The organism is Streptomyces sp. NPDC015127, assembly GCF_043080095.1.
Classification (GTDB): domain Bacteria; phylum Actinomycetota; class Actinomycetes; order Streptomycetales; family Streptomycetaceae; genus Streptomyces.
Genome location: NZ_JBIBVE010000011.1, coordinates 128277 through 148899, shown reverse-complemented (window position 1 = coordinate 148899; position 20623 = coordinate 128277). Strand labels below are relative to the sequence as shown.

Below are 20623 nucleotides of genomic sequence, written 5' to 3'. Positions count from 1 at the left end.
GGCGCCGCCGGTGGGCCGGCATTCCGCGGCGGCAGCCGGCGCTCAGCCGGTGGCCCTCTCCTCCGCGCGGCGCGCGTTGAACTCCGCGACATTGCGCCGGTGTTCCTCGTAGTCGCTGGTGAAGCGGGTGTCGCCGGGTTCGACGGTCACGAAGTACAGCCAGTCGCCCGCGGGCGGCGCGACGGCCGCGTGCATCGCCTCGTCGCCCGGGTTGTCGATGGGGGTCGGCGGCAGGCCGGTGCGCCCGTAGGTGTTGTAGGGGCTGTCGAGGCGGGTGTCCTCGGAGGTGGTGTCGACCGTGCTGCGGTCCAGGGCGTAGTTGAGGGTGGAGTCCATCTGAAGCGGCATCCCCTTGGCGAGGCGGTTGTGGATGACGCGGGCCACCTTGCCCATGTCGGGCGCGGTGTCGGCCTCGGCCTGCACGATGCTGGCGATGTTCACCGCCTCGTAGGGGCTGAGCCCTTCCTTGCGGGCGCTCGCAGCGACGGCCTTGGCTCCGAACCGCTGGTGCGCGGTGTTGACCATGAAGCTGAGCAGGCTCGCCGGGGTGGTGTTCTCGTCGATGGGATAGGTGGCCGGGAAGAGGTAGCCCTCGGGGTTGCCCCGGGCCTCCGGCGGCAGTTTCAGCCGGGCTGCACGGATCGCGGTCCGCGTGGTGCCGGGCGGCCGCTGCAGGGCCTTGTCGACGGCGGCGTACACCTGGCTGGCGCGCCATCCCTCGGGGATCACCAGCGTCACCGGGGCGGGGCGGGGCCGCTCGCTCTTCTCCTCCCTCAGCAGGAACGGCAGCAGCACGGCGGCCGCAGCCACCGTCACGGTGCCCAGGACCAGGACCAGGCGGCCGCGGCGGGTGAGGCGGTACCCGCGCCTGTGCCGGGCCGACGAGGGCTCGTTCGTCATACGGGCACGCTAACGCGGTCGCCCCTTCTGTCCCGGTACCTTCCGCGACGCGACACGTCCCGCGGCCGCGAGGCGCCGCCGTTCCCCGTCCCAGGGCAGCGGCGGCGTCGTGTGTGGCTCCGTCAGGGTGCGAACGGCGGCAGTGCGGCGAACTCCGGTACGGCCTGCACCCCTTCGGCCAGAGTGGCGAGCCCGCGCCGGACCCGGCTCAGCGGATGGTCGGGGAACTGCGCGTCCCACTGTGCGTGGTCCGCCGCGTGGAAGGGCAGACCGCCCTGCACCTCGGGTGCGTAGGGGTGCGGACGGAAGTAGTCGGTGGGGCCCACCTGGGCCATGACCATCGCCTCGCGCGTCCCGGTCGTGCCCCGCTCGGGCGCCTGGATCTTCACGACGGTGCTGCAGGTGGCGCGCGGGACGGTGAAGCTGCCGATGAACACCTGCCCGCTCGTCCGGCCCGGGAACGGCAGCTTGAGTATCTGCCGCAGTGCGGGCAGCGATCCCAGCGTCTTGACCGATGCCTCGATCAGTCCGCCACCGGCCTCGGCGGTGAGCCGCGTGAGCGCGGCGCGCAGCGCGGGGCCGTCATCGAGGGACGCGGGCAGGTCCGGCGGCAGACCGAAGAAGTGCAGCGACAGGATGTCGCCTTCGTCGTTCGCCCATACGTCGTGGTCGACGGGACGGAATCCCGGCAGGTCGACACCCAGGAGAGCTCTCATGAGCGGTGATCATGCCGCATACGGCATCCCGGCCGGCCCTCGGGGCGCCGCTCAGGAGCCACCCGGGCAGCAGGAGCCGACAGGTCGTCAGAAGCCCATGGGGAGCGACCGTCGTGGGGCGTCGGCGGTCACGGCCGAGCCGGGCCGCAGCTCCGCGTCCCTGCGGACCAGGGCCGCGTAGCGGCCGTCCCGCGCGAGGAGCTGCTGGTGCGTGCCGCGCTCGGCGATGCGCCCGGATTCGAGGACGACGATCTGGTCGGCGTCGCGGACCGTCGACAGGCGGTGGGCGATGGTGATGGTCGTGCGTCCGGCGGAGAGCGCGTCGATGGCCTGCTGCACGGCGTGCTCGGTGCGGGTGTCGAGGGCGCTGGTCGCCTCGTCCAGGATGAGCACGGGCGGGTCGCGCAGGATGGTGCGGGCGATGGCGAGCCGCTGCTTCTCACCGCCCGAGAACCGGTATCCGCGCTCGCCGACGAGGGTGTCGTAGCCGTCGGGCAGTGACGCGATGTGGTCGTGGATCTGCGCGGCCCGGGCCGCGGCCTCGATCTCCTCGTCGGTGGCGTCCGGCTTGGCGAAGCGCAGGTTGTCGGCCACGGAGGCGTGGAAGAGGTACGTCTCCTGGGCAACCACTCCGACGGCCTTCGCGAGTGTGTCGAAGCCGAGGTCCCGGACGTCGACGCCGTCGATGGTGACGCGGCCGCTCGTCACGTCGTAGAGCCGGGGCACCAGGTAGCTGAGGGTGGACTTGCCTGAGCCGGTGGGGCCGACGACGGCCAGGGAGCCGCCGGCCGGCACGGTCAGGTCGATCCGCTGGAGCGTCGGCTCCTTCTGCGCGGCGTCGTAGGCGAAGTCGACGGCCTCGAAGCGCACTTTGCCGCTGATCCTGTCGAGCGGGACGGGCTTCTCGGGCTCGGTGATGTCGACGGGCAGATCGAGGTACTCGAAGATCCGCTGGAAGAGGGCGAGGGACGTCTGCATCTGCACGCCCGTGGACAGCAGGCTGACCGCCGGGCGGAACAGGCCCTGCTGGAGCGAGACGAAAGCGACGAGCGTGCCGATCGAGATGGCCGGTCCGCCCGCACCGATCGCGAGACCGGCCGCCCAGTAGATGAGGGCGGGCATTGCAGCCATGACGATGCCCATCGTCGACATCCGCCAGCGGCCCGCCATGCTGGAGCGCACCTCGAGGTCGACGAGGCGCTCGGACTCGTCAGCGAAGGACCGGGTCAGGGAGTCCGCCCGGCCCATGGTGCGTCCGAGGAGGATGCCGCTCACCGACAGGGACTCGGTGACCGTGGCGGCCATCGCCGCCATCTGTTTCTGCCGCTGAGTGGTGATCGTCTTGCGCTCGCGGCCGACGCGGCGGCTGATCCACACGAAGAGCGGCAGCAGGAGCAGCGACACGACGGTGAGCCGCCAGTCCAGGGCCAGCATAGCCACGACGGTGGCGACCACGGCCGTGAGATTGGAGACGAGGGACGTGGCGGTGGAGGTGACGGTCGCCTGCATGCCGCCGATGTCGTTGGCGATACGGGACTGGACCTCGCCGGTGCGCGTCCTGGTGAAGAAGGCGAGCGGCATGCGCTGCAGCTGCGCGTAGACCCCGGTGCGCAGGTCGTGCATGACGCGCTGGCCCACGGTGGTCGAGAGCAGGGTCTGGAGCACCCCGAAGACGCTGGTCATCACCGCGGTGGCGATCATGCCGAGCGCGAGCAGGCTGAGCAGACCCGTGCGGCCCTGCGGGATCGCGGTGTCCAGGATCTCGCGGAGCAGGAACGGCGACGCGACGGAGACCAGCGAGGACGCGCCGACGAGGAGCCCGACGACGGCGAGCCTGCCGCGGTAGGGCCGGAAGAGGCGGAGGATGCGGCGCACGTCGGCGGGCGGCTGGTCGGGGTCCCTGGGCGGTGGCGTCCAGGTCGGGTGATCGGGGCGCAATGGGCTCCTTACGGTACGCGGGCGGACGGGGTCGGCGCAGCGGACGATGTCCGAGAGCCTAGCTCACTGTTACCTCTATTCACAATGAACATCGTCCTGCTAATGTTCCCGCATGAGCACCTCTGACGCCGACGGCCTGCTCGCCGAGCAGTTGCTGCGGCTGACCCGCCGCCTCCACCGCAGCCAGAAGCGCCAGCTGGAGTCGGCCGCCATCGCCATCACCCCGGCGCAGTCCCGCCTGCTGCGGACCGTCGCGCACTACGACCGGCCGCCGCGCATGGCCGATCTCGCCGAGCGCCTGGAAGTGGTGCCGCGCGCGGTGACCAGCCTCGTGGACGGTCTGGAGGCGGGCGGGTGCGTGCGGCGCGTGCCCGATCCGGCCAACCGCAGGGTGACCCGCATCGAGCTCACGGACACCGGGCGGGCGGCACTCCGGACCCTGCGCGACGCGCGCCGTGCCGCGGCGGAGGACATTCTCGCACCGCTGACCGCCGAGCAGCGCGGGGTGCTGGGCGAGCTGCTGTCCACGCTGGTCGACGGACCGGGACGGAGCTGCTGATCTTCCCCGCACTGCCCGGCGCGGGCCCGCCGACGCCTTCAAGCACCTCGCGGGCGGGCCCGTCGGCCGGTCACCTCAGCACAGCCGCCGGTCCTCGGTCAGCGTTCCCTGCACGGTGCGCAGGCTGCGGTCGTAGCAGCCGTCGGAGCCGTACAGCCGGTAGCGCTCGGCCGTCGTGCCGACCGCGTGCCGCTGGTCGCGGGGCACATTCGCGGTGTACGTGGCGTCACCCGTGTACGTGTCGTCGAGGCGCGACCACGACAGCCGCCGCCCGTCCCGGGTGACCGCGGTGTCGGCCTTGTCGGCGAGGGTGAGGACGGTGCGCAGCCGGTCGCCCTCGCCGAGCGTGGTCACCCCGTCCATCTCGTACGTGCGGTGGGTCGCGGTGACGTCGCGTCCGCTGGTCACCGTCTCGTCGTCGGTCCACTCGGCCGTGAGCGCGTCGGGGTTCTCGCCGTCGCTCCAGCGGTGGACCGAGGTGTTCGCGACGGACCGGGCGACCGTCGTCGTGACCCTGCCGTGCGAGGTGTCGAGGTGGCCGGCGACGGTGAGGCGGTGGGCGCCCCGGGTGTCGAGGCGGTGTTCGGCGCCGGGCGTGTACGTCACCGAGTTGACCGGGCGGCTCTCCTCGTGGCGGGTGAGCGCGCCGGTGACGACGTCACGTCCCTCGTCCTGCCACACGAGCAGGTTGACGGGTGTGCTCCAGCCGGTCTGCCCCGGCGGCACGCCGACGACGGAGACCTCCAGGCGGTGCGGCCTGCCGTCGTTGAGCAGTGCGGCGAACGGGGTGAGGTCGTAGCGGACGGGCTTGACGTCGAGGGCGCGGGGCCCGGGAATCACGTACCAGAGGAAGGGGTTGGACCAGCCGCCGGTCCACACGGTCGGGAACGGGGCCGCGATGCCCGCCAGTCGACCGTCGATGCTGATCTGCACCTCGCGGTAGGGCCCGTCGGCGGCCTTGCAGGAGTAGGGGGCGGCGTCGGGGACGGTCATGTACCAGTACTCCTCGCAGCCGCCGCCGGAGCCGGTCGCGTAGACCTCGGCGACGATGCGTTCGCTGTTGCGCGGAGTGGTGATGGTGGTGCCGTCGGGGGTGAGCACCTTGTCGGGCGTCTCGGCCGGCCCGGCGTCGTGTCCGGGGGTGTAGAAGGTCAGGGTGACCGTGACGTCGATGACCCCGGTGTACGTCTCGTTGACGACGTTGCCGATCAGCATCTCGACATCCTGCGTCCGGCGCAGGGTGTCGCTGTATCGGGTGACGTCCTTCTCCACGGACCAGGTGATGCCGTCCGGTGAGGGCTGCGGGGTCGATGTGCGCAGGATCTCGACGCCGCCGATGGCGAGGTGGCCCAGCCGGTCGTACTGGCGTCCCTTCACGGAGCCGTCGAGCCGCAGCACCACCTTGCTCCAGCGGGTGCCGCAGCCCTTGGGCGGCGCGTAGGTGCCGCGGTAGGGCGTGAAGTCGCGGAACTGGGCCCGGGCGACGGTGACTTCGCACGATCTGGTGTCCGGGCGGGCCACGGGCGGGGCGGCGCTGACGGGATCGTGCCAGTCGCTGCCGAACTCCGCGGGCGGGGTGTCGGCCGCGGCGGCCGGTCCCGTGCCGAGGACCGCACCGAGGGCGACGACCGCCCCGGTAATCATGGACATGATCTTTCGCTTCATGGGTCAGGAGTGAAGCGCGTGCGGGCTGTGCCGCGCCAGACCCCCGCCGACGGACATTGGCGCGTTCTGTGCCGCCGTGCGCAGAAAATCAATTGCTCGTCAGGGCCGTGAACGGCGAACCTTGCACGGTTTGAACCACTCCTTCTCCCCCTCCCCTCTTCGATCGGCCCCTGGGACGTCATGCAGATTCGCGATCTTCCGTATCCCGATCCAGGACTGCCCGACGTCCGGTCAGGCACCCGGTTCCTCCTCTGGCTCGGCCTGGGCCAACTGGGCGGGCAGATCAGGTCCTTGTGCTGGGGCCTGCTGCACTTCGTGTCCGTGATGGCGCTGCCGTACTGCGTCGGTCTCTCCGTCCAGGCGGTGGTGGAGCGCTCCGGGTCCTCACTCGCCGCCGCGGGCGGCCTGATGGTGCTCGCGACGGCCGGTATCGCCTTCGGCGACACGATGCTGCACCGTACGGCCGTCACCAACTGGATCACGGCCGCCGCGCGCACCCAGCAGCTACTGGCGCGCAGGACCGCGCGGTTGGGCTCGGCGCTGACCCGCAGGGTCGCGGCGGGCGAGGTCGTCGCCGTCTCGACGGGCGATGTCGAGAAGATCGGCTGGTTCGTGGAGGCGGTCTCCCGCTTCCTGGCGGCGGCCGTCACCGTCGTGGTCGTCTGTGTAGCCCTGCTGGTCTACCAGCCGGCGCTGGGTGTGCTGGTCGCGATCGGGGTGCCGGTCCTGGCCCTCGGCGTACTGCCGCTGCTCCCGCGCGCGACGCGGCTCGCGGACACGCAGCGCGAGAAGGCCGGCAAGGCCACCGAGCTTGCGTCCGACACCGTCGCGGGCCTTCGGGTGCTGCGCGGCATCGGCGGCGAGGAGCTGTTCCTGGCCCGCTACCGCCGCGCCTCCCAGGAGGTGCGCAGGGCGGCCGTGCGCAGTGCCCGGATGTGGTCGCTGATCGCGGCCGTGCAGGTGCTGCTGCCGGGCATTCTGATCATCGCCGTCGTCCACCACGGCGTCGGGCTGGTCGGCGGCGGCCGTATCGAGGTGGGCGAACTCGTCACCGTGTACAGCGCGGTGATGCTGCTGGCCTATCCCCTGCGGCACTTCGAGGAGATCGCCATGGCGTACTCCTTCTCCCGGCCCTCGGCGCGCCGGGCGGCCCGGGTCCTGTCGCTGGAGCGGTCCACGGACGGCACGGGCACCGACGCGGCGGCGACGGGGGACCTGTACGACCCCGCCACCGGACTGCACGCTCCCGCCGGCCTGCTGACCGCGGTCGTGTGCGGCGATCCGGACGCGGCCGGCCGGCTGGCCGAACGCCTCGGCGGCCACCCGGCGGAACCGGACGTTCTGCCGTCCGTCCTGCTCGGCGGGGTCGCCCTGGACGACCTGCCGCTCGACGCCGCGCGGGCGGTGGTCCTCGTACAGGACAAGGACCCGGTGCTGCTGTCCGGGACGCTGACCGAGCTGCTCGACGTGCCCGCGTCCGGCGCGGTGTCCGCGGCCGACGCGCTCACGGCCGCGGAATGCGGTGACGTGCTGACCGCGCTCGCGCAGGCGTCGCTCGACGGGGACGCGATGCAGGCGCCGATCACCGAGCGCGGGCGGTCCCTGTCCGGCGGGCAGCGCCAGCGCCTGGCGCTGGCGCGTTCGCTGGTGACGGACCCCGAGGTGCTGGTGCTCGACGAGCCGACGTCGGCCGTCGACTCGCACACGGAGGCGCGGATCGCCGACGGAGTCCGGTCGCTGCGCTCCGGGCGCACGACGGTCGTGTTCACGTCCTCGCCCCTGCTGCTGGACCGCGCCGAACGGGTCGTCCTCGTCCACGACGGCGAGGCCGCGGCGGTGGGCCTGCACCGCGAACTGCTGCGCAAGGAGCCGCGCTACCGCGCGGTCGTCACCCGCGAGACCGAGGAGGAACAGCTCTCCCCGGTCCACGCGGCCGGCGGCGGCGACCTGACCACCGGGATCGACATCGAGGAGACAGCATGATCGGCGTGGCGCCACCGGAGTACGACCCGGCTGCTCCCCGGACGGCGACGACCCTGCCGGTGGGCTCCCCCGCGACGGTACGCGCGTACGTGAGCGGGCTGCTGCGGCGCCACCGCCGCGCCTTCGGGCTGCTCGTCCTCGTCAACACCGTGGCCGTCGTGGCCTCGATGGCGGGCCCCTGGCTGCTCGGCTCCCTCGTGGAGCGCGTGGCGGACGGGGCGCGCGAGCTCCATCTGGAGCGGACCGTCGCGCTGTTCGCGCTGGCGCTGGTCGTCCAGGCCGCGTTCGTGCGGCTGGTACGGCTGCGGGGCGCGATGCTCGGCGAACGGATGCTGGCCGACCTGCGCGAGGACTTCCTCGTGCGGTCGGTCGGCCTGCCGCCGGGCGTGCTGGAACGGGCCGGTACGGGCGACCTGCTGTCCCGTATCACCACGGACATCGACCGGCTCGCCAACGCGATGCGTGAGGCCGTCCCCCAGCTGACCATCGGTGTGTTCTGGATCGTGCTGCTGCTCGGCGGTCTCACGGTGACAGCGCCTCCGCTGGCACCCGCGGTGCTCGTGGCGGTGCCGGTGCTGGTGATCGGCTGCCGCTGGTACTTCCGGCGGGCGCCCTCCGCCTACCGCTCGGAGGCCGCGGGCTACGCGGCCGTCGCCGCCGTGCTGGCCGAGACCGTCGACGCGGGACGCACCGTGGAGGCGCACCGCCTCGGGGCGCGCCGGGTGGCGCTCTCCGACCGGCGGATCAAGGAGTGGACGGCGTGGGAGAGGTACACCCTCTACCTGCGCTCCGTGCTCTTCCCCGTCATCAACGTCACGCACGCGACCGTGCTCGGTTCCGTGCTCATGATCGGCGGGGTGTTCGTCCTCCAGGGCTGGATCGGCATCGGGCAGCTGACCACGGGTGCGCTGATCGCGCAGATGATGGTCGACCCGGTGAACCTGATCCTGCGCTGGTACGACGAGCTCCAGGTCGCCCAGGTGTCGCTCGGGCGGCTGGTCGGCGTCCGGGAGATCGAGCCGGACGCGGGCGACGCGGCGGTGCGCCCGGAGGGGCGCGAGGTACGCGCGGACCGCGTCCACTTCGGCTACCGCGAGGGCGTCGACGTGCTGCACCGTGTCTCGATGGACGTGGCGCCCGGCACCCGGCTCGCACTCGTCGGGCCCTCGGGCGCGGGCAAGTCCACCCTGGGCCGGCTGCTCGCGGGGATCTACGCCCCGCGGACGGGCCGGGTCACGCTGGGGGCGGCCGAACTGGCCCGGATGCCGGCGGAACGGGTGCGCGAGCATGTCGCGCTGGTCAACCAGGAGCACCACGTCTTCGTGGGCTCGCTCCGCGACAACCTGCTCCTCGCCCGTACGTCGGCCGAGGACGCGGAGCTGTGGGCGGCCCTGGGGGCCGTCGACGCGGACGGGTGGGCACGGGCCCTGGCCGAGGGCCTGGACACCGAGGTCGGCTCCGGCGGTGCCACACTCACCCCGGCCCAGGCCCAGCAGATCGCGCTGGCCCGCCTGGTGCTGGCGGATCCGCACACGCTGGTCCTGGACGAGGCGACGTCCCTGCTGGATCCGCGGGCGGCGCGCCATCTGGAGCGCTCGCTGTCGCGGGTGCTGGAGGGCCGGACGGTGGTGGCCATCGCGCACCGCCTGCACACGGCGCACGACGCGGACGTGATCGCGGTGGTCGAGGACGGCCGGATCAGCGAGCTCGGCAGCCATGACGAGCTGGTGTCGGCGCGGGGAGCCTACGCAGCGCTGTGGCACTCCTGGCACGGCTGACCGGGGTTCGCCCGTACCCGTACCGCGCTCCGCGCGGTGTCCTCAAACGCCGGACGGGCTGAAAAACCAGCCCCGCCGGGGGCACCTCCCACGGCCGCCAGGCCGTAGGGGGAGGGCGGGGTGGGGAACAAGCCCGCCGCAGGCGAACCGCCCCCTCAGATGAAGTTCAGCGCCGCCGCCCCGCCCACGCCCCCCAGCAGCATGAACGCCGGCATCAGCACCTTCAGCTCCACCCAGCTGCCCGCCCGGAACCGCATGCCCTTCGGCGGGCCCACCGGGTACCAGCGCTTGCGGCCCACCGGGATCGGCCACAGGATCGGGCAGCCGGAGACGGTGAGCGCGTCGCCGATGTCGTGGACGAGGGCGCCGAGCACGATCGGCAGCCCGAGCCACAGGTACTCCTGGCCGGGCGCGGTGAACAGCCAGTCCGCGCCGTTCCCCGGCTTGTCCAGCACGCCCGCCAGGATCCACGCGCTCGTCGCGCCGAGCAGCCACACCAGGACGTCGCTGGAGACGCGGGCGGCCCGCCACAGCAGGCCCTCGACCGCAAGCACCATGTGGACGAACAGGATCGCGAGCACGGCCCACCGCCCGCCCATGATCGCCAGCGCGGAGGCGCCGGCGCCGATGAGCACCGCCCACAGCCAGGTGTGCGTCAGGGTGCGGTGACCGCCGGTCCTGCGCTTGTCGCCCGGCTTCTTCGTCGCCTTGTAGACCGCGTACGAGAGCTTGTCGACGATCTCGCACAGCCCGCGGGAGACCGGCCCGAAGGCGCGGGAGATCGTCGCCGCCTTGTGGTCGAGGTCGGGGGCGAGGGCCGCACCCGCGCAGATCAGTGCTCCGACGACGAGCACGGGCCACGGCATCGCGTGGCCGGCAGCAGCTGTCGCCGCTCCCACCCCCAGCCAGGCGGCCGCCCCGGACAGAGAGTGCGCCGGTCCCATCATGTGCGTTCCCCGCCCCATTGCTGTTGTGCTGAACCCCAGTTGACAGGGCAGCGTATCGGTCATGATCTTCGCGGCTTCGGCCGGTTCCCTCTTCCGGGGGGAAGCCAGGCAAGATGGGGGGCGTGACCCTTATCGATCAGCTGCCGCCCGACGCCGACCCCGATGCCCTCTTCGAGGCCTTCTCCTCCTGGGCGGAGGAGACGGGCATCACGCTCTACCCGGCTCAGGAGGAGGCCCTGATCGAGGTGGTCTCGGGGGCGAACGTGATCCTTTCCACCCCCACGGGCTCCGGGAAGAGCCTGGTCGCGGCGGCGGCGCACTTCACGGCCCTCGCCAACGACCAGGTCACCTTCTACACGGCGCCGATCAAGGCGCTGGTGTCGGAGAAGTTCTTCGACCTGTGCAAGCTGTTCGGTACGGAGAACGTCGGCATGCTGACGGGCGACGCGTCGGTCAACGCCGACGCCCCCGTGATCTGCTGCACCGCCGAGGTGCTCGCCTCGATCGCGCTGCGCGACGGCAAGGACGCCGACATCGGCCAGGTCGTGATGGACGAGTTCCACTTCTATGCGGAGCCGGACCGCGGCTGGGCGTGGCAGATCCCGCTGCTGGAGCTGCCGCAGGCGCAGTTCGTCCTGATGTCGGCGACGCTCGGCGACGTGTCGATGTTCGAGAAGGACCTGACGCGCCGCACGGGCCGCCCCACGTCCGTGGTCCGCTCCGCGACGCGCCCGGTCCCGCTCTCGTACGAGTACCGGCTGACGCCGATCACGGAGACGCTGACCGAGCTCCTGGAGACCAAGCAGGCGCCGGTCTACATCGTCCACTTCACGCAGGCGCAGGCCGTCGAGCGGGCGCAGTCGCTGATGAGCATCAACATGTGCTCGCGCGAGGAGAAGGACAGGATCGCCGAGCTGATCGGCAACTTCCGCTTCACCACCAAGTTCGGCAAGAACCTGTCGCGTTACGTGCGGCACGGCATCGGGGTGCACCACGCGGGCATGCTGCCCAAGTACCGGCGCCTGGTGGAGAAGCTCGCGCAGGCGGGCCTGCTCAAGGTCATCTGCGGCACGGACACCCTCGGTGTCGGTGTCAACGTCCCCATCCGTACGGTGCTGTTCACCGCGCTGACCAAGTACGACGGCAACCGGGTGCGGACGCTGCGGGCGCGCGAGTTCCACCAGATCGCCGGCCGGGCGGGGCGCGCGGGCTTCGACACGGCGGGCTTCGTGGTGGCGCAGGCGCCCGAGCACGTCATCGAGAACGAGAAGGCGCTGTCGAAGGCCGGCGACGATCCGAAGAAGCGCCGCAAGGTGGTGCGCAAGAAGGCCCCGGAGGGCTTCGTCGGCTGGACGGAGAACAGCTTCGAGAAGCTGATCGCCTCCGACCCGGAGCCGCTGACCTCGCGCTTCCGCGTCACCCACACCATGCTGCTGTCGGTGATCGCCCGGCCGGGCAACGCTTTCGAGGCGATGCGCAAGCTCCTGGAGGACAACCACGAGCCGCGGAAGAACCAGCTCCGCCACATCCGCCGGGCCATCGCGATCTACCGCTCGCTGCTGGACGGCGGGGTCGTCGAGCGGCTCGACACGCCGGACGCCGAGGGCCGCACGATCCGGCTCACCGTCGACCTCCAGCAGGACTTCGCCCTCAACCAGCCGCTGTCGACGTTCGCACTCGCCGCCTTCGAACTGCTGGACCCGGAGTCGCCGTCGTACGCGCTCGACATGGTCTCGGTTGTCGAGTCGACGCTCGACGACCCGCGCCAGATCCTGGCCGCCCAGCAGAACAAGGCGCGCGGCGAGGCCGTCGGCGCGATGAAGGCGGACGGTGTCGAGTACGAGGAGCGGATGGAGCGGCTCCAGGACATCTCGTACCCCAAGCCGCTCGAAGAGCTGCTGTGGCACGCCTACAACCTGTACAAGAAGTCGCACCCCTGGGTCGGCGACCACCCGGTGTCGCCGAAGTCGGTCATCCGTGACATGTACGAACGGGCGCTGTCCTTCACGGAGTTCACGTCCTTCTACGACCTGGCCCGCACCGAGGGCATCGTCCTGCGCTATCTGGCGAGCGCGTACAAGGCCCTGGACCACACCATCCCGGACGACCTCAAGACCGAGGACCTGGAGGATCTGACCGCCTGGCTGGGCGAGATGGTCCGCCAGGTCGACTCCAGCCTGCTGGACGAGTGGGAGCAGCTCGCGAACCCCGAGGTGGAGACGGCCGAGGAGGCGCAGGAGAAGGCCGACCAGGTCAAGCCGGTCACGGCGAACGCCCGCGCCTTCCGCGTCCTGGTCCGCAACGCCATGTTCCGCCGTGTGGAGCTCGCCGCCCTCGACCAGGTCCGCGAGCTGGGCGAGATGGACGCCGAGTCCGGCTGGGACGAGGAGGCGTGGGGCGAGGCGATGGACGCCTACTGGGACGAGTACGACGATCTGGGCACCGGTCCGGACGCCCGCGGCCCGAAGCTGCTCGCGATCGAGGAGGATCCGGCACACGGTCTGTGGCGTGTGCGCCAGACGTTCGCCGACCCGAACGGCGACCATGACTGGGGCATCAGCGCGGAGGTCGACCTGGCGGCCTCCGACGAGGAAGGCCGGGCGGTGGTGCGTGTCACGTCCGTCGGCCAGTTGTGAGAGGACACGTTTTCCCATGACCAATCCGGCCGAGCGTCTGGTCGATCTGCTCGATCTGGAGCAGATCGAGGTCAACATCTTCCGCGGGCTCAGTCCGCAGGAATCGCTGCAGCGCGTCTTCGGCGGCCAGGTCGCGGGCCAGGCGCTGGTCGCGGCGGGGCGGACGACGGACGGCGAGCGGCCGGTGCACTCGCTGCACGCGTACTTCCTGCGGCCGGGCCGGCCCGGGGTGCCGATCGTGTACCAGGTGGAACGGGTGCGGGACGGGCGGTCGTTCACGACGCGGCGGGTCACCGCCGTCCAGGAAGGCCGGACGATCTTCAACCTGACGGCCTCCTTCCACCGGCCGGAGGAGGCGGGGTTCGAGCACCAGCTGCCGCCCCGGCATCTGACGGACCCGACGACGCTGCCCAGGCTCGTCGACGAGATCCGCGCACACCTGGGCGCGCTGCCGGAGTCGCTGGAGCGGATGGCACGCCGCCAGCCGTTCGACATCCGGTACGTGGACCGGCTGCGCTGGAGCCCCGAGGAGGTCAAGGACGCGGAGCCGCGCAGCGCGGTGTGGATGCGTGCCGTGGGCCCGCTGGGCGACGACCCGCTGGTGCACACGTGCGCGCTGACGTACGCGAGCGACATGACGCTCCTGGACGCGGTGCGCATCCCCGTCGAGCCGTTGTGGGGCCCGCGCGGCTTCGACATGGCGTCGCTGGACCACGCGATGTGGTTCCACCGGCCGTTCCGGGCGGACGAGTGGTTCCTGTACGACCAGGAGTCGCCGATCGCCACCGGCGGCCGCGGCCTGGCGCGCGGCCGGATCTACAACCGGGATGGTCAGCTGCTGGTGTCGGTGGTGCAGGAGGGGCTGTTCCGGCCCATCGGCTGAGTGCGGCCCTCGGGTCCCGGCGCGGCCCGGGACGCCGACCGCGGGGCCGGTCCTCACGGTCGGCGACGAGCGGGACGTCGCGCGCACGTCACCCCTCCCGGCGGGCCGGGACCGCGACGACGCGGGCCGCGAGCTCGGCGAACGCCTCGGCCGTGCGGGGCTTGAGCCGGCCGAGCGCCACTTCGAGCGTGGTGGTCAAGGACCCGTCGAAGGGCACTGGGACGAGGTTCTTCCGCCAGTCGAGCAGCCTCATCGACACTTCGCCGTCCGACAGGGTGTCCTCGGTCCCCCCCATCTTGGCCACCACCACGAGCGCGCTTTCAGCGAGTGAGCCGTACCCCATGTCGCGGAGCGAGGCGAGCTTCTGGGCCGCCTCCGTCACCGATGCCCCGGACGTCGTACAGCACAGGACCAGACGGTCGGTCAGCTCCAGTACGGCGTCGGCGATACGGTCCAGCCGCGGCGGCGCCCAGTCCGTGATGATCAGCGGATAGTGGCGCCCGGCCGTGGCCATGATGCGCCGGTACTCCGTGGTGTACGCGGGGCTGGGCACCGTGTGGGTGGGGCTGTGCGCGAGGACTTCGAGCCCCGACGGTGTGGCGGTGGTGAACCGGCTGACGTCCTCGTAGGCGCACTCGACCGGCAGCGTCGTCATGTCGCGCAGGGTCGCCTGATTGCGGTGGGGCAGGCGGCCGTGCAGCTCGCCTCGGCCCGGTGCTCCGTCCAGCGCGAGGACGGGCTCGCCTCGCACGGCGGCGAGAACGGAGCCGAGCACGAACGTCGTGGTGAGCCGGCCGGCAAGCGGGTGCGCACCCACGACGGTCACGTGCCGGCTCCGCGTCAGCGGCGCCCGGATCCGCTCCAGCCGCTCGGCCTGCCCGGCACGTCCGGAGCCGAAGCGCCGCGTCCTTCGCCCGATGCGAGGTGCGGGCGGCGTCGCCCGCTCGGAGCCGCCGGTCCGTGGCACCAGCAGCGGACGCTCGGGCCCGGTCGGCGAGGCGGCAGCGGCCCCGGCACGGAACATGGCCGCGTCGGCGGGAGTCGGCGGGGCCTGTCCGGCCATTGCCGAGGCGATGGAGACGTACCGGGCCAGCACACCCGCGACCTCGCTCGCCGGGGGCCGTTCACCGGGGTCGGGGTCCACGCACTTGAGGACGAGTTCGCGCAGGGGGAGCCAGGTGTCCCCCTGCCACAGCTCCATGCCGTCCCTCAGGTAGTACGTCGCACGGCTCGCCTTGCTGCCGATGCCGCGCAGCAGCTCCCCGAGGTCCTGAACGCTGTCGGCGGGCGTGGGTGCCGCTCCCTGTCCTGCGTACTCGCCGTCGATGGCACAGTCCGAGAGGCCCATCAGCAGCACCGAACGGTCGAGGACGAGGACGGAGGCCGCCGAGAGGTCGGCCGGCACCACTCCGTGCAAGTGGCAGAGGCTGAGGGCGCCCGCCAGGTGCCAGGCCAGCGTGATGCTCGTGACCACGTCCATGGTCCGCTGCTCGTCGAGCGAGGTGTACGGGAGAACCTCGCTGAGCCGGGGCGGCCCGGCGACACCGGGCCGGGCTGGTCCCACGAGCTGCGTCGCGATCCATGCCGGCCGCTCGCCGAGCCCGGAGTTCAGCAGCTTCGGGGCATAGCGGCCGTCCATGCGGCGCAGCGCCTCGGCCTCGGTGCCGAGCAGTCGCGCCAGGGAGGCGGGCATGTCGGGGCGCAGGACGCGCACGGCCGCCTCCTGCCCCTGGGCGTCGCGGCCGAGGTAGACGATCGTGCGGCGGCCGGTACGGCGGCCGTGCAGCCGGTAGGGGCCGAGCCGCACGGGGTCCTGCGGCGTGAGCGGGCCCCAGTCCGTACTCGAGGCCGCGCTCCCGGCTGCCTCCTGCATCGGTCCCAGGAGCTGGAACGACACCCCGAGGCGGGCCAGCAGCCTGCGCTCGACCACGGTGAAGGCACGGAACGCGTCCGGGAGACTGTCCGCGCCATCGGGGTGCGCCAGCCAGGCGGGGAAGTCCGGTGACCGGCCCGCGAGTTGCTCGAGCCGACGGCCGATGCTGCGGCTCGTCCGCAGCAGTTCGGCGCTGGGCACGGTGTCCAGCAGGGCGTTCTTGGTCTCCTCGGAGAAGTCGAAGATCCGGTGCTGGGCGGGCAGCGGCCCGGGTACCGGCGCGGGATACGGGCGGACCAGCCCGCCGAGGAAGACCTCCGCGAGGTGCGCGGTCCTGGCCTGCCAGGGAACGGCGGCCTGCACCAGGCGCATCACCGGTACCGACACCGGGGAGACGGCTGCGAGGTGTGCGGCGAGCCGGTACGCCTCCGGTGAGGCGGCGTCACGGAAGTGCTGAACGCCCGTATCGCGGCCGGGGGCGGCGAGAGCATACCGGCGGGGCCGGGACAGCAGCGGCAGTTCGAGCGTGGTGCCGGGCGACGCGACCAGCCGTGCCCAGTCGCCCAGGGCCTCAGCGGTCGGTTCGAGCACCGGGATGGGTACGCCGGTGAAGTCAGCCACTCCGGCGGGCAGTACACGGTCGGTGATGGTCCAGGATGTCCCCGCGCCGCCACGCCGGCGCGTGGTGGCCTGCCACCGGTCGGCCTGAATGCCGGAGCCTTCCCACAGGGCGGGCGGCAGGGCATGTACGACCGAGACGGGCCCGTTGGCCGCCCAGCCCAGCAGGACGTCGTGCATGCTGCCGTCGCGCCAGGCCGCGCCCATGCCGTCGCTGACGGCGAGGATCAGGGTCTGGCCGGACGGGTCGGTCAGGACCGACGGCGACATCGTGGTGCTGCCCGGGTCGAAGGCGTGGCCGCGCAGCACGGGCGGACCGCCGCTTCGGGTGTCGAGGCCGAAGACGCGCACGGAACGGAAGGCCCCGAGCCGCTGCATCAGGGTGCGCAGCTCGGTGACGAGCCGGTGCCACAGCAGCATGGACAGGCCGTCGTCGATGACGAGGACCAGGTGGAGCCAGCGTTCCCGCGCGGGGCGGGTGACGACGTCGGGCAGTCCCGTTTCGGCGAGGGCGGCGGCGGTCGCTGCCTCGTCCACCTCATGGCGCCACGCGCTGTGCCTGCGCTGTTTCAGCGGCCTCAGCGCACGCCCGATGAGCAGTTCGTCGGGCAGGGCCTTGTCCTCGGGGACGCGGAGCGGCAGGGCGCGCCGGTCGGGCGGCCGTGCGGGGGGCCGTGCGGGCGGCGGGGCGTTCCGGCCGGGGCCGGGCCGGCGCGCCGGTGCGGCGTGCAGCTCCGGTCCCTGGCCGGCGGCCGGGCCGGAGTCGACCGGGGCGGAGCTGTCGGTCTCGCCGTCGTCCTGCTCCGGGCCGTCCGTGGGCTTCGGCCCGCTGCCCGGCGGGGATCCTGCGCACAGGCCGCCTCGTGCCAGGGGGAGTTCGTCGGTGGCGGGCAGCCGACCGGCGAGCCAGAGCACGTCGAGAAGCTCCTGCGGGTCCAGGTCCTGGCCGGAGCCGCCCAGTACCCGCAGGACCTGCCCGAGCCGGTCCGCCGCGCGCGTCACCTCAGACAGTCCCCGTCAGCTGGTGGAGCACCGCGTCCAGCAGTCCGTCGGCGTCCAGGTCCACGCCTCCCGTGCGCAGGAACACGGCGTTGAGCAGTTGGTCGGTGGCGAGTTCGCCGGGTGCCCTGCGCCGCAGGAACGCCTGGAGGAGGTCGTCGACCTGCTCCAGTGCCTCGTCGCCCAGGTGCGCGGAGACGATCTCGCGGAGCCGCTCCTCGTCGGGGACGGGCAGGTCGAGCCGGATACAGCGCCGGAGAAAGGCGGGAGGGAAGTCCCGCTCACCGTTGCTGGTGATGACGACGACGGGGAACTCCGTGCACTGGACGCGGCCGCGCTCGACCGGAACCGTGCCCTCGCCGTCGGCGGTCAGCACAGGCACGGTGGACAGTTCCTCCGGCAGCCGGACCAGTTCGGGGATCTCGAAGACGCCTTCCTCGAACACGGTCAGCAGGTCGTTGGGCAGGTCCACATCGCCCTTGTCCATCTCGTCGACCAGCAGGGCGCGCGGGGTGCCGCCGGGCACGAGTGCCGTGCCGAGCGGGCCGAGCCGGATGAAGCTGCCGATGGACGGTTCGGCGCCGCCGCGGTCGCGGCTGAGTGTGGTCTCCCGGAGCCGTCCGATGGCGTCGTACTGGTACAGCGCGTCCTGGACGCTGGAACGGCTGTTGACGGGCCAGCGCAGCAGGTGTCCCAGGCTGAGCTCGTGGGCGACGGCGCGGGCCAGGGAGGACTTGCCGGTGCCGGCGGGGCCGGTCACCAGCAGCGGCCTGCGCAGGTGCAGGGCAGCGTTGACGACGTCGGCGTGGCGTGGGGAGATCAGGTACGGCAGCGGGGCGCGGGTCCGCTGCCCGGGCGCCTTGAACCGGCGCCACGGCGGGGCGGGCGGCATGGCGACCGTGCGCCGGACGCCGTCGCCCTTGAAGATCCGCCAGCTTGCGTCGGACGGGCTGCTCATCGGCTCTCCTGCGGCTCGGACAGGTGCAGTTGCGGGACGGTTCGGTCGGCGTCGGCCCAGGCCAGCACGGGCCGGCCCGGATAGTCCCGGGGGCGGTGGACGGTCTTGGCCCGGTAGGACCTGACTCCCTCGGGCAGCTCACGGGTGTTCACCGCCGTCATGTGCTCGACGGCGTGCGACTCCGGTCCCGCTTCGCGGTCCCACACCACCACCGGCACACCCACGGCGAGGCACACTTCGACGATCTCGTCCCGCAGATGGGGCGGCACGTCCACGGCGACCCGGACCGCGTCCAGGCGGTCCATCAGCGTCCCGTAGACCTGGCGCAGCCCTGCGGCGGTATCGGTGATCCGCAGGGCGCTGCCCGTGTCCAGCTGCCGCCACCGCCGGCGCCATTCGGGGAGGAAACGCTCGTTGCGGCGCAGAAGTTCCGGGCAGTTGACCACGAGCGGGTATTCGGCGCCGAGCACGCCGGGCACCAGGTCGTCCGGCCCGAAGCTCTCCCACTCGTCTATCGGCAGATTGAGCCCGGCGCGATCGACGAGCGCCTCGACCAGGGGCCGGTGGTCGCCGGGGGCCGACCGGTAGAGGGATTCCAGGACCCGCAGAAGGGCCCGGGCGGCCTCCTCGCCGCTGTAGGTGCGGTCGCCGTCGGCCGACACCTGGCGCGGCCCGGCGCCCTCGTCGCACCAGATCCGCAGCCGATAGCGCTCCGCGCTGCCGCCCCGTGTGACATGGACCAGTACGCGCGGCGGCGCCGTCCTCTCCGCCAGGGTGCGCCCCCAGTCGTCGGCGTCCGAGCGGCGTTCGCCGAGCGCCGATCGGGGAATCCCGAGCCGCTGGGCGACACCGTCGCACCACAGCCTCAGCCCCGCGCGACGATCCTCGGGGCACAGGACGGCGACGTACTCGACGACTCGCAGCAGGCCGGGCACTCTGGGCGAGGACGCCTCCGCGCGGCTGTCGCCGGGCAGCCTTTCCAGCCGCTCGACGAGTTCTTCCGTCCTGTGCGCGACGGAGGGCTCCATGGGGTAATCGGCGGCCAGCGGAAGCGCGGCCCTGACGGCCTCGGGCAGCCGTGCCTGGACGGGAGCGGGCAGGAGGTCCAGCAGTTCGTGCAGCCGGCGGTGCTCTCTCAGGGAGAGCAGGCGGGGCACGGTGGACAGCCGGCCCGCCGCGAGCAGCTGTCCCGCGGCGGCGGGATCCTTCAGCCGCAGTACCTCGGTGAGGGCGGCGAGCGCCCGTTCCTCGGTCACGAGCAGCAGCGCGAACTCCTCGGGAGTGGGCGCCGAGCCGTCGTCCGCGTGCCGGATCCCGCAGCGGGCGGCGACCAGCCGGCCGAGATCGCCCCTGAGGGCGCTCGATGGCACCAAGTCCCCGATGAGGTCCGCGAGGAGGGGGAACGCCGGATCGTCGCTGTCCGGCTCGGGTGCGCCGACCAGCGCCGCCGCACCGACGGCGGCGAGTTCGCTGCGCACCCGCTGCCAGGGAATGCCCCAGCTGCGGCGGGCGATGTGCTGCGAGCTGTGCGGCAGGGGCCTGCGGGTGACCGGGTCCTCCGGCGGCATGATGTGGGCGGCGACGAGGCCGACGACGGCCTGGTCGAGTACCGACCAGAGGGCGCCTCCGCTGAAGGCGGGCCCGATGGACATGCCGGTCGGATCTCCGTCCACGTAACCGATGCTCCCGTCGCAGGACTTCACCCGCACGTCCGCGAACGAGCTGTACAGTCCGCTGCTGTGCCACGCACGCAGGTTCTGTCCGGCACGCATGGGCCGCCACTGCGGCTGCGGCAGGTGGGCGTCGCGCGCCACTTCGAACCGGAGGACCGCGAGGTCACCGAGCCATTCCCGGTCCTCCTTCTCCCGCACCTGCGGGCTGCCGTCGAGGCGGCGCGGCGGCACCCAGTGAGTGACGCGCGCCGTGTACCGCTGCTTCGCCCTCGGGCCGATGTGCAGGACCTGCAACGCCGCGTCGCCCGGCGCTCCGGTCTCGAACATGCCCCTGCCCAGTGCGTCGTTGACGACATGGGCGCAGGTCAGCAGGCTGCCGGGGGTCAGCAGCACACCGGCCCCCGCGCTCTTGCCGTCGCGGACCCGCAGCACGGACACCGCGCAGTGCAGGCCGTCGACGGCGGCCGGGCCGCCGCCGGTGAGGAACCAGCCCACGC

The 20623-nt window shown here is 72.4% G+C and carries 13 protein-coding genes; 5 read left to right on the top strand and 8 right to left on the bottom strand.

Annotated elements, in window-relative coordinates:
• Positions 1-42: 42 nt before the first annotated feature.
• The 3 genes from mltG to ACF08N_RS22305 all read right to left on the bottom strand — a co-directional run bounded on the left by mltG (position 43) and on the right by ACF08N_RS22305 (position 3554).
• Positions 43-900, bottom strand: a complete 858-nt coding sequence (gene mltG / locus ACF08N_RS22315; RefSeq protein WP_392326406.1) for an endolytic transglycosylase MltG — start codon at positions 898-900, stop codon at positions 43-45.
• Between the two features lie 122 nt (positions 901-1022).
• Positions 1023-1616 (bottom strand): hypothetical protein, encoded by a 594-nt coding sequence (locus tag ACF08N_RS22310; protein WP_392326405.1) that lies wholly within the window; start codon positions 1614-1616, stop codon positions 1023-1025.
• A gap of 87 nt (positions 1617-1703) precedes the next feature.
• Complete coding sequence (locus ACF08N_RS22305; RefSeq protein ID WP_392326404.1) at positions 1704-3554, bottom strand: ABC transporter ATP-binding protein; 1851 nt, start codon at positions 3552-3554, stop codon at positions 1704-1706.
• Between the two features lie 112 nt (positions 3555-3666).
• Here ACF08N_RS22305 and ACF08N_RS22300 point away from each other — a divergent pair, with 112 nt between their 5' ends.
• The gene (locus ACF08N_RS22300; RefSeq protein WP_392326403.1) at positions 3667-4113 is read left to right on the top strand and encodes a MarR family winged helix-turn-helix transcriptional regulator; all 447 of its coding nucleotides are present in this window, start codon (positions 3667-3669) and stop codon (positions 4111-4113) included.
• A gap of 75 nt (positions 4114-4188) precedes the next feature.
• On the opposite strand, the gene ACF08N_RS22295 is transcribed toward ACF08N_RS22300, so the two are convergent.
• Entirely contained in the window at positions 4189-5778 is a 1590-nt protein-coding gene (locus ACF08N_RS22295) for a peptide-N4-asparagine amidase (RefSeq protein WP_392326402.1), read from the bottom strand.
• A gap of 180 nt (positions 5779-5958) precedes the next feature.
• Here ACF08N_RS22295 and ACF08N_RS22290 point away from each other — a divergent pair, with 180 nt between their 5' ends.
• Together ACF08N_RS22290 and ACF08N_RS22285 are read left to right on the top strand one after the other, a co-directional pair.
• Positions 5959-7761, top strand: a complete 1803-nt coding sequence (locus tag ACF08N_RS22290; RefSeq protein ID WP_392326401.1) for an ABC transporter transmembrane domain-containing protein — start codon at positions 5959-5961, stop codon at positions 7759-7761.
• Positions 7758-9539 carry an ABC transporter ATP-binding protein gene (locus tag ACF08N_RS22285; protein ID WP_392326400.1) on the top strand — a complete coding sequence of 594 codons (1782 nt, stop codon included), beginning with the start codon at positions 7758-7760 and terminating at the stop codon, positions 9537-9539. The genes ACF08N_RS22290 and ACF08N_RS22285 overlap by 4 nt, the downstream gene beginning before the upstream one ends.
• 155 nt (positions 9540-9694) lie before the next feature.
• Here the strand turns inward: ACF08N_RS22285 and ACF08N_RS22280 are convergent, their stop codons facing one another.
• Positions 9695-10486 (bottom strand): metal-dependent hydrolase, encoded by a 792-nt coding sequence (locus tag ACF08N_RS22280; protein ID WP_392326399.1) that lies wholly within the window; start codon positions 10484-10486, stop codon positions 9695-9697.
• 122 nt (positions 10487-10608) lie between these two features.
• On the opposite strand from ACF08N_RS22280, the gene ACF08N_RS22275 reads away from it, so the two are divergent.
• Both ACF08N_RS22275 and ACF08N_RS22270 read left to right on the top strand, forming a co-directional pair.
• Positions 10609-13122, top strand: a complete 2514-nt coding sequence (locus ACF08N_RS22275) for a DEAD/DEAH box helicase (RefSeq protein WP_392326398.1) — start codon at positions 10609-10611, stop codon at positions 13120-13122.
• Between the two features lie 16 nt (positions 13123-13138).
• A complete protein-coding gene (locus ACF08N_RS22270; protein ID WP_392326397.1) occupies positions 13139-14005 on the top strand; it encodes an acyl-CoA thioesterase in 867 nt (288 codons plus the stop codon).
• Positions 14006-14093: 88 nt separating this feature from the next.
• Here the strand turns inward: ACF08N_RS22270 and ACF08N_RS22265 are convergent, their stop codons facing one another.
• The 3 genes from ACF08N_RS22265 to ACF08N_RS22255 are packed head-to-tail and all read right to left on the bottom strand — an operon-like array spanning position 14094 to position 20621.
• On the bottom strand, positions 14094-17498 hold the full coding sequence (locus ACF08N_RS22265; protein WP_392326396.1) for an SAV_2336 N-terminal domain-related protein: 3405 nt from the start codon (positions 17496-17498) through the stop codon (positions 14094-14096).
• 1 nt (position 17499) lies between these two features.
• On the bottom strand, positions 17500-18453 hold the full coding sequence (locus ACF08N_RS22260; RefSeq protein ID WP_392326395.1) for an AAA family ATPase: 954 nt from the start codon (positions 18451-18453) through the stop codon (positions 17500-17502).
• A complete protein-coding gene (locus tag ACF08N_RS22255; protein WP_392326394.1) occupies positions 18450-20621 on the bottom strand; it encodes a trypsin-like peptidase domain-containing protein in 2172 nt (723 codons plus the stop codon). The genes ACF08N_RS22260 and ACF08N_RS22255 overlap by 4 nt, the downstream gene beginning before the upstream one ends.
• Positions 20622-20623: the final 2 nt, after the last annotated feature.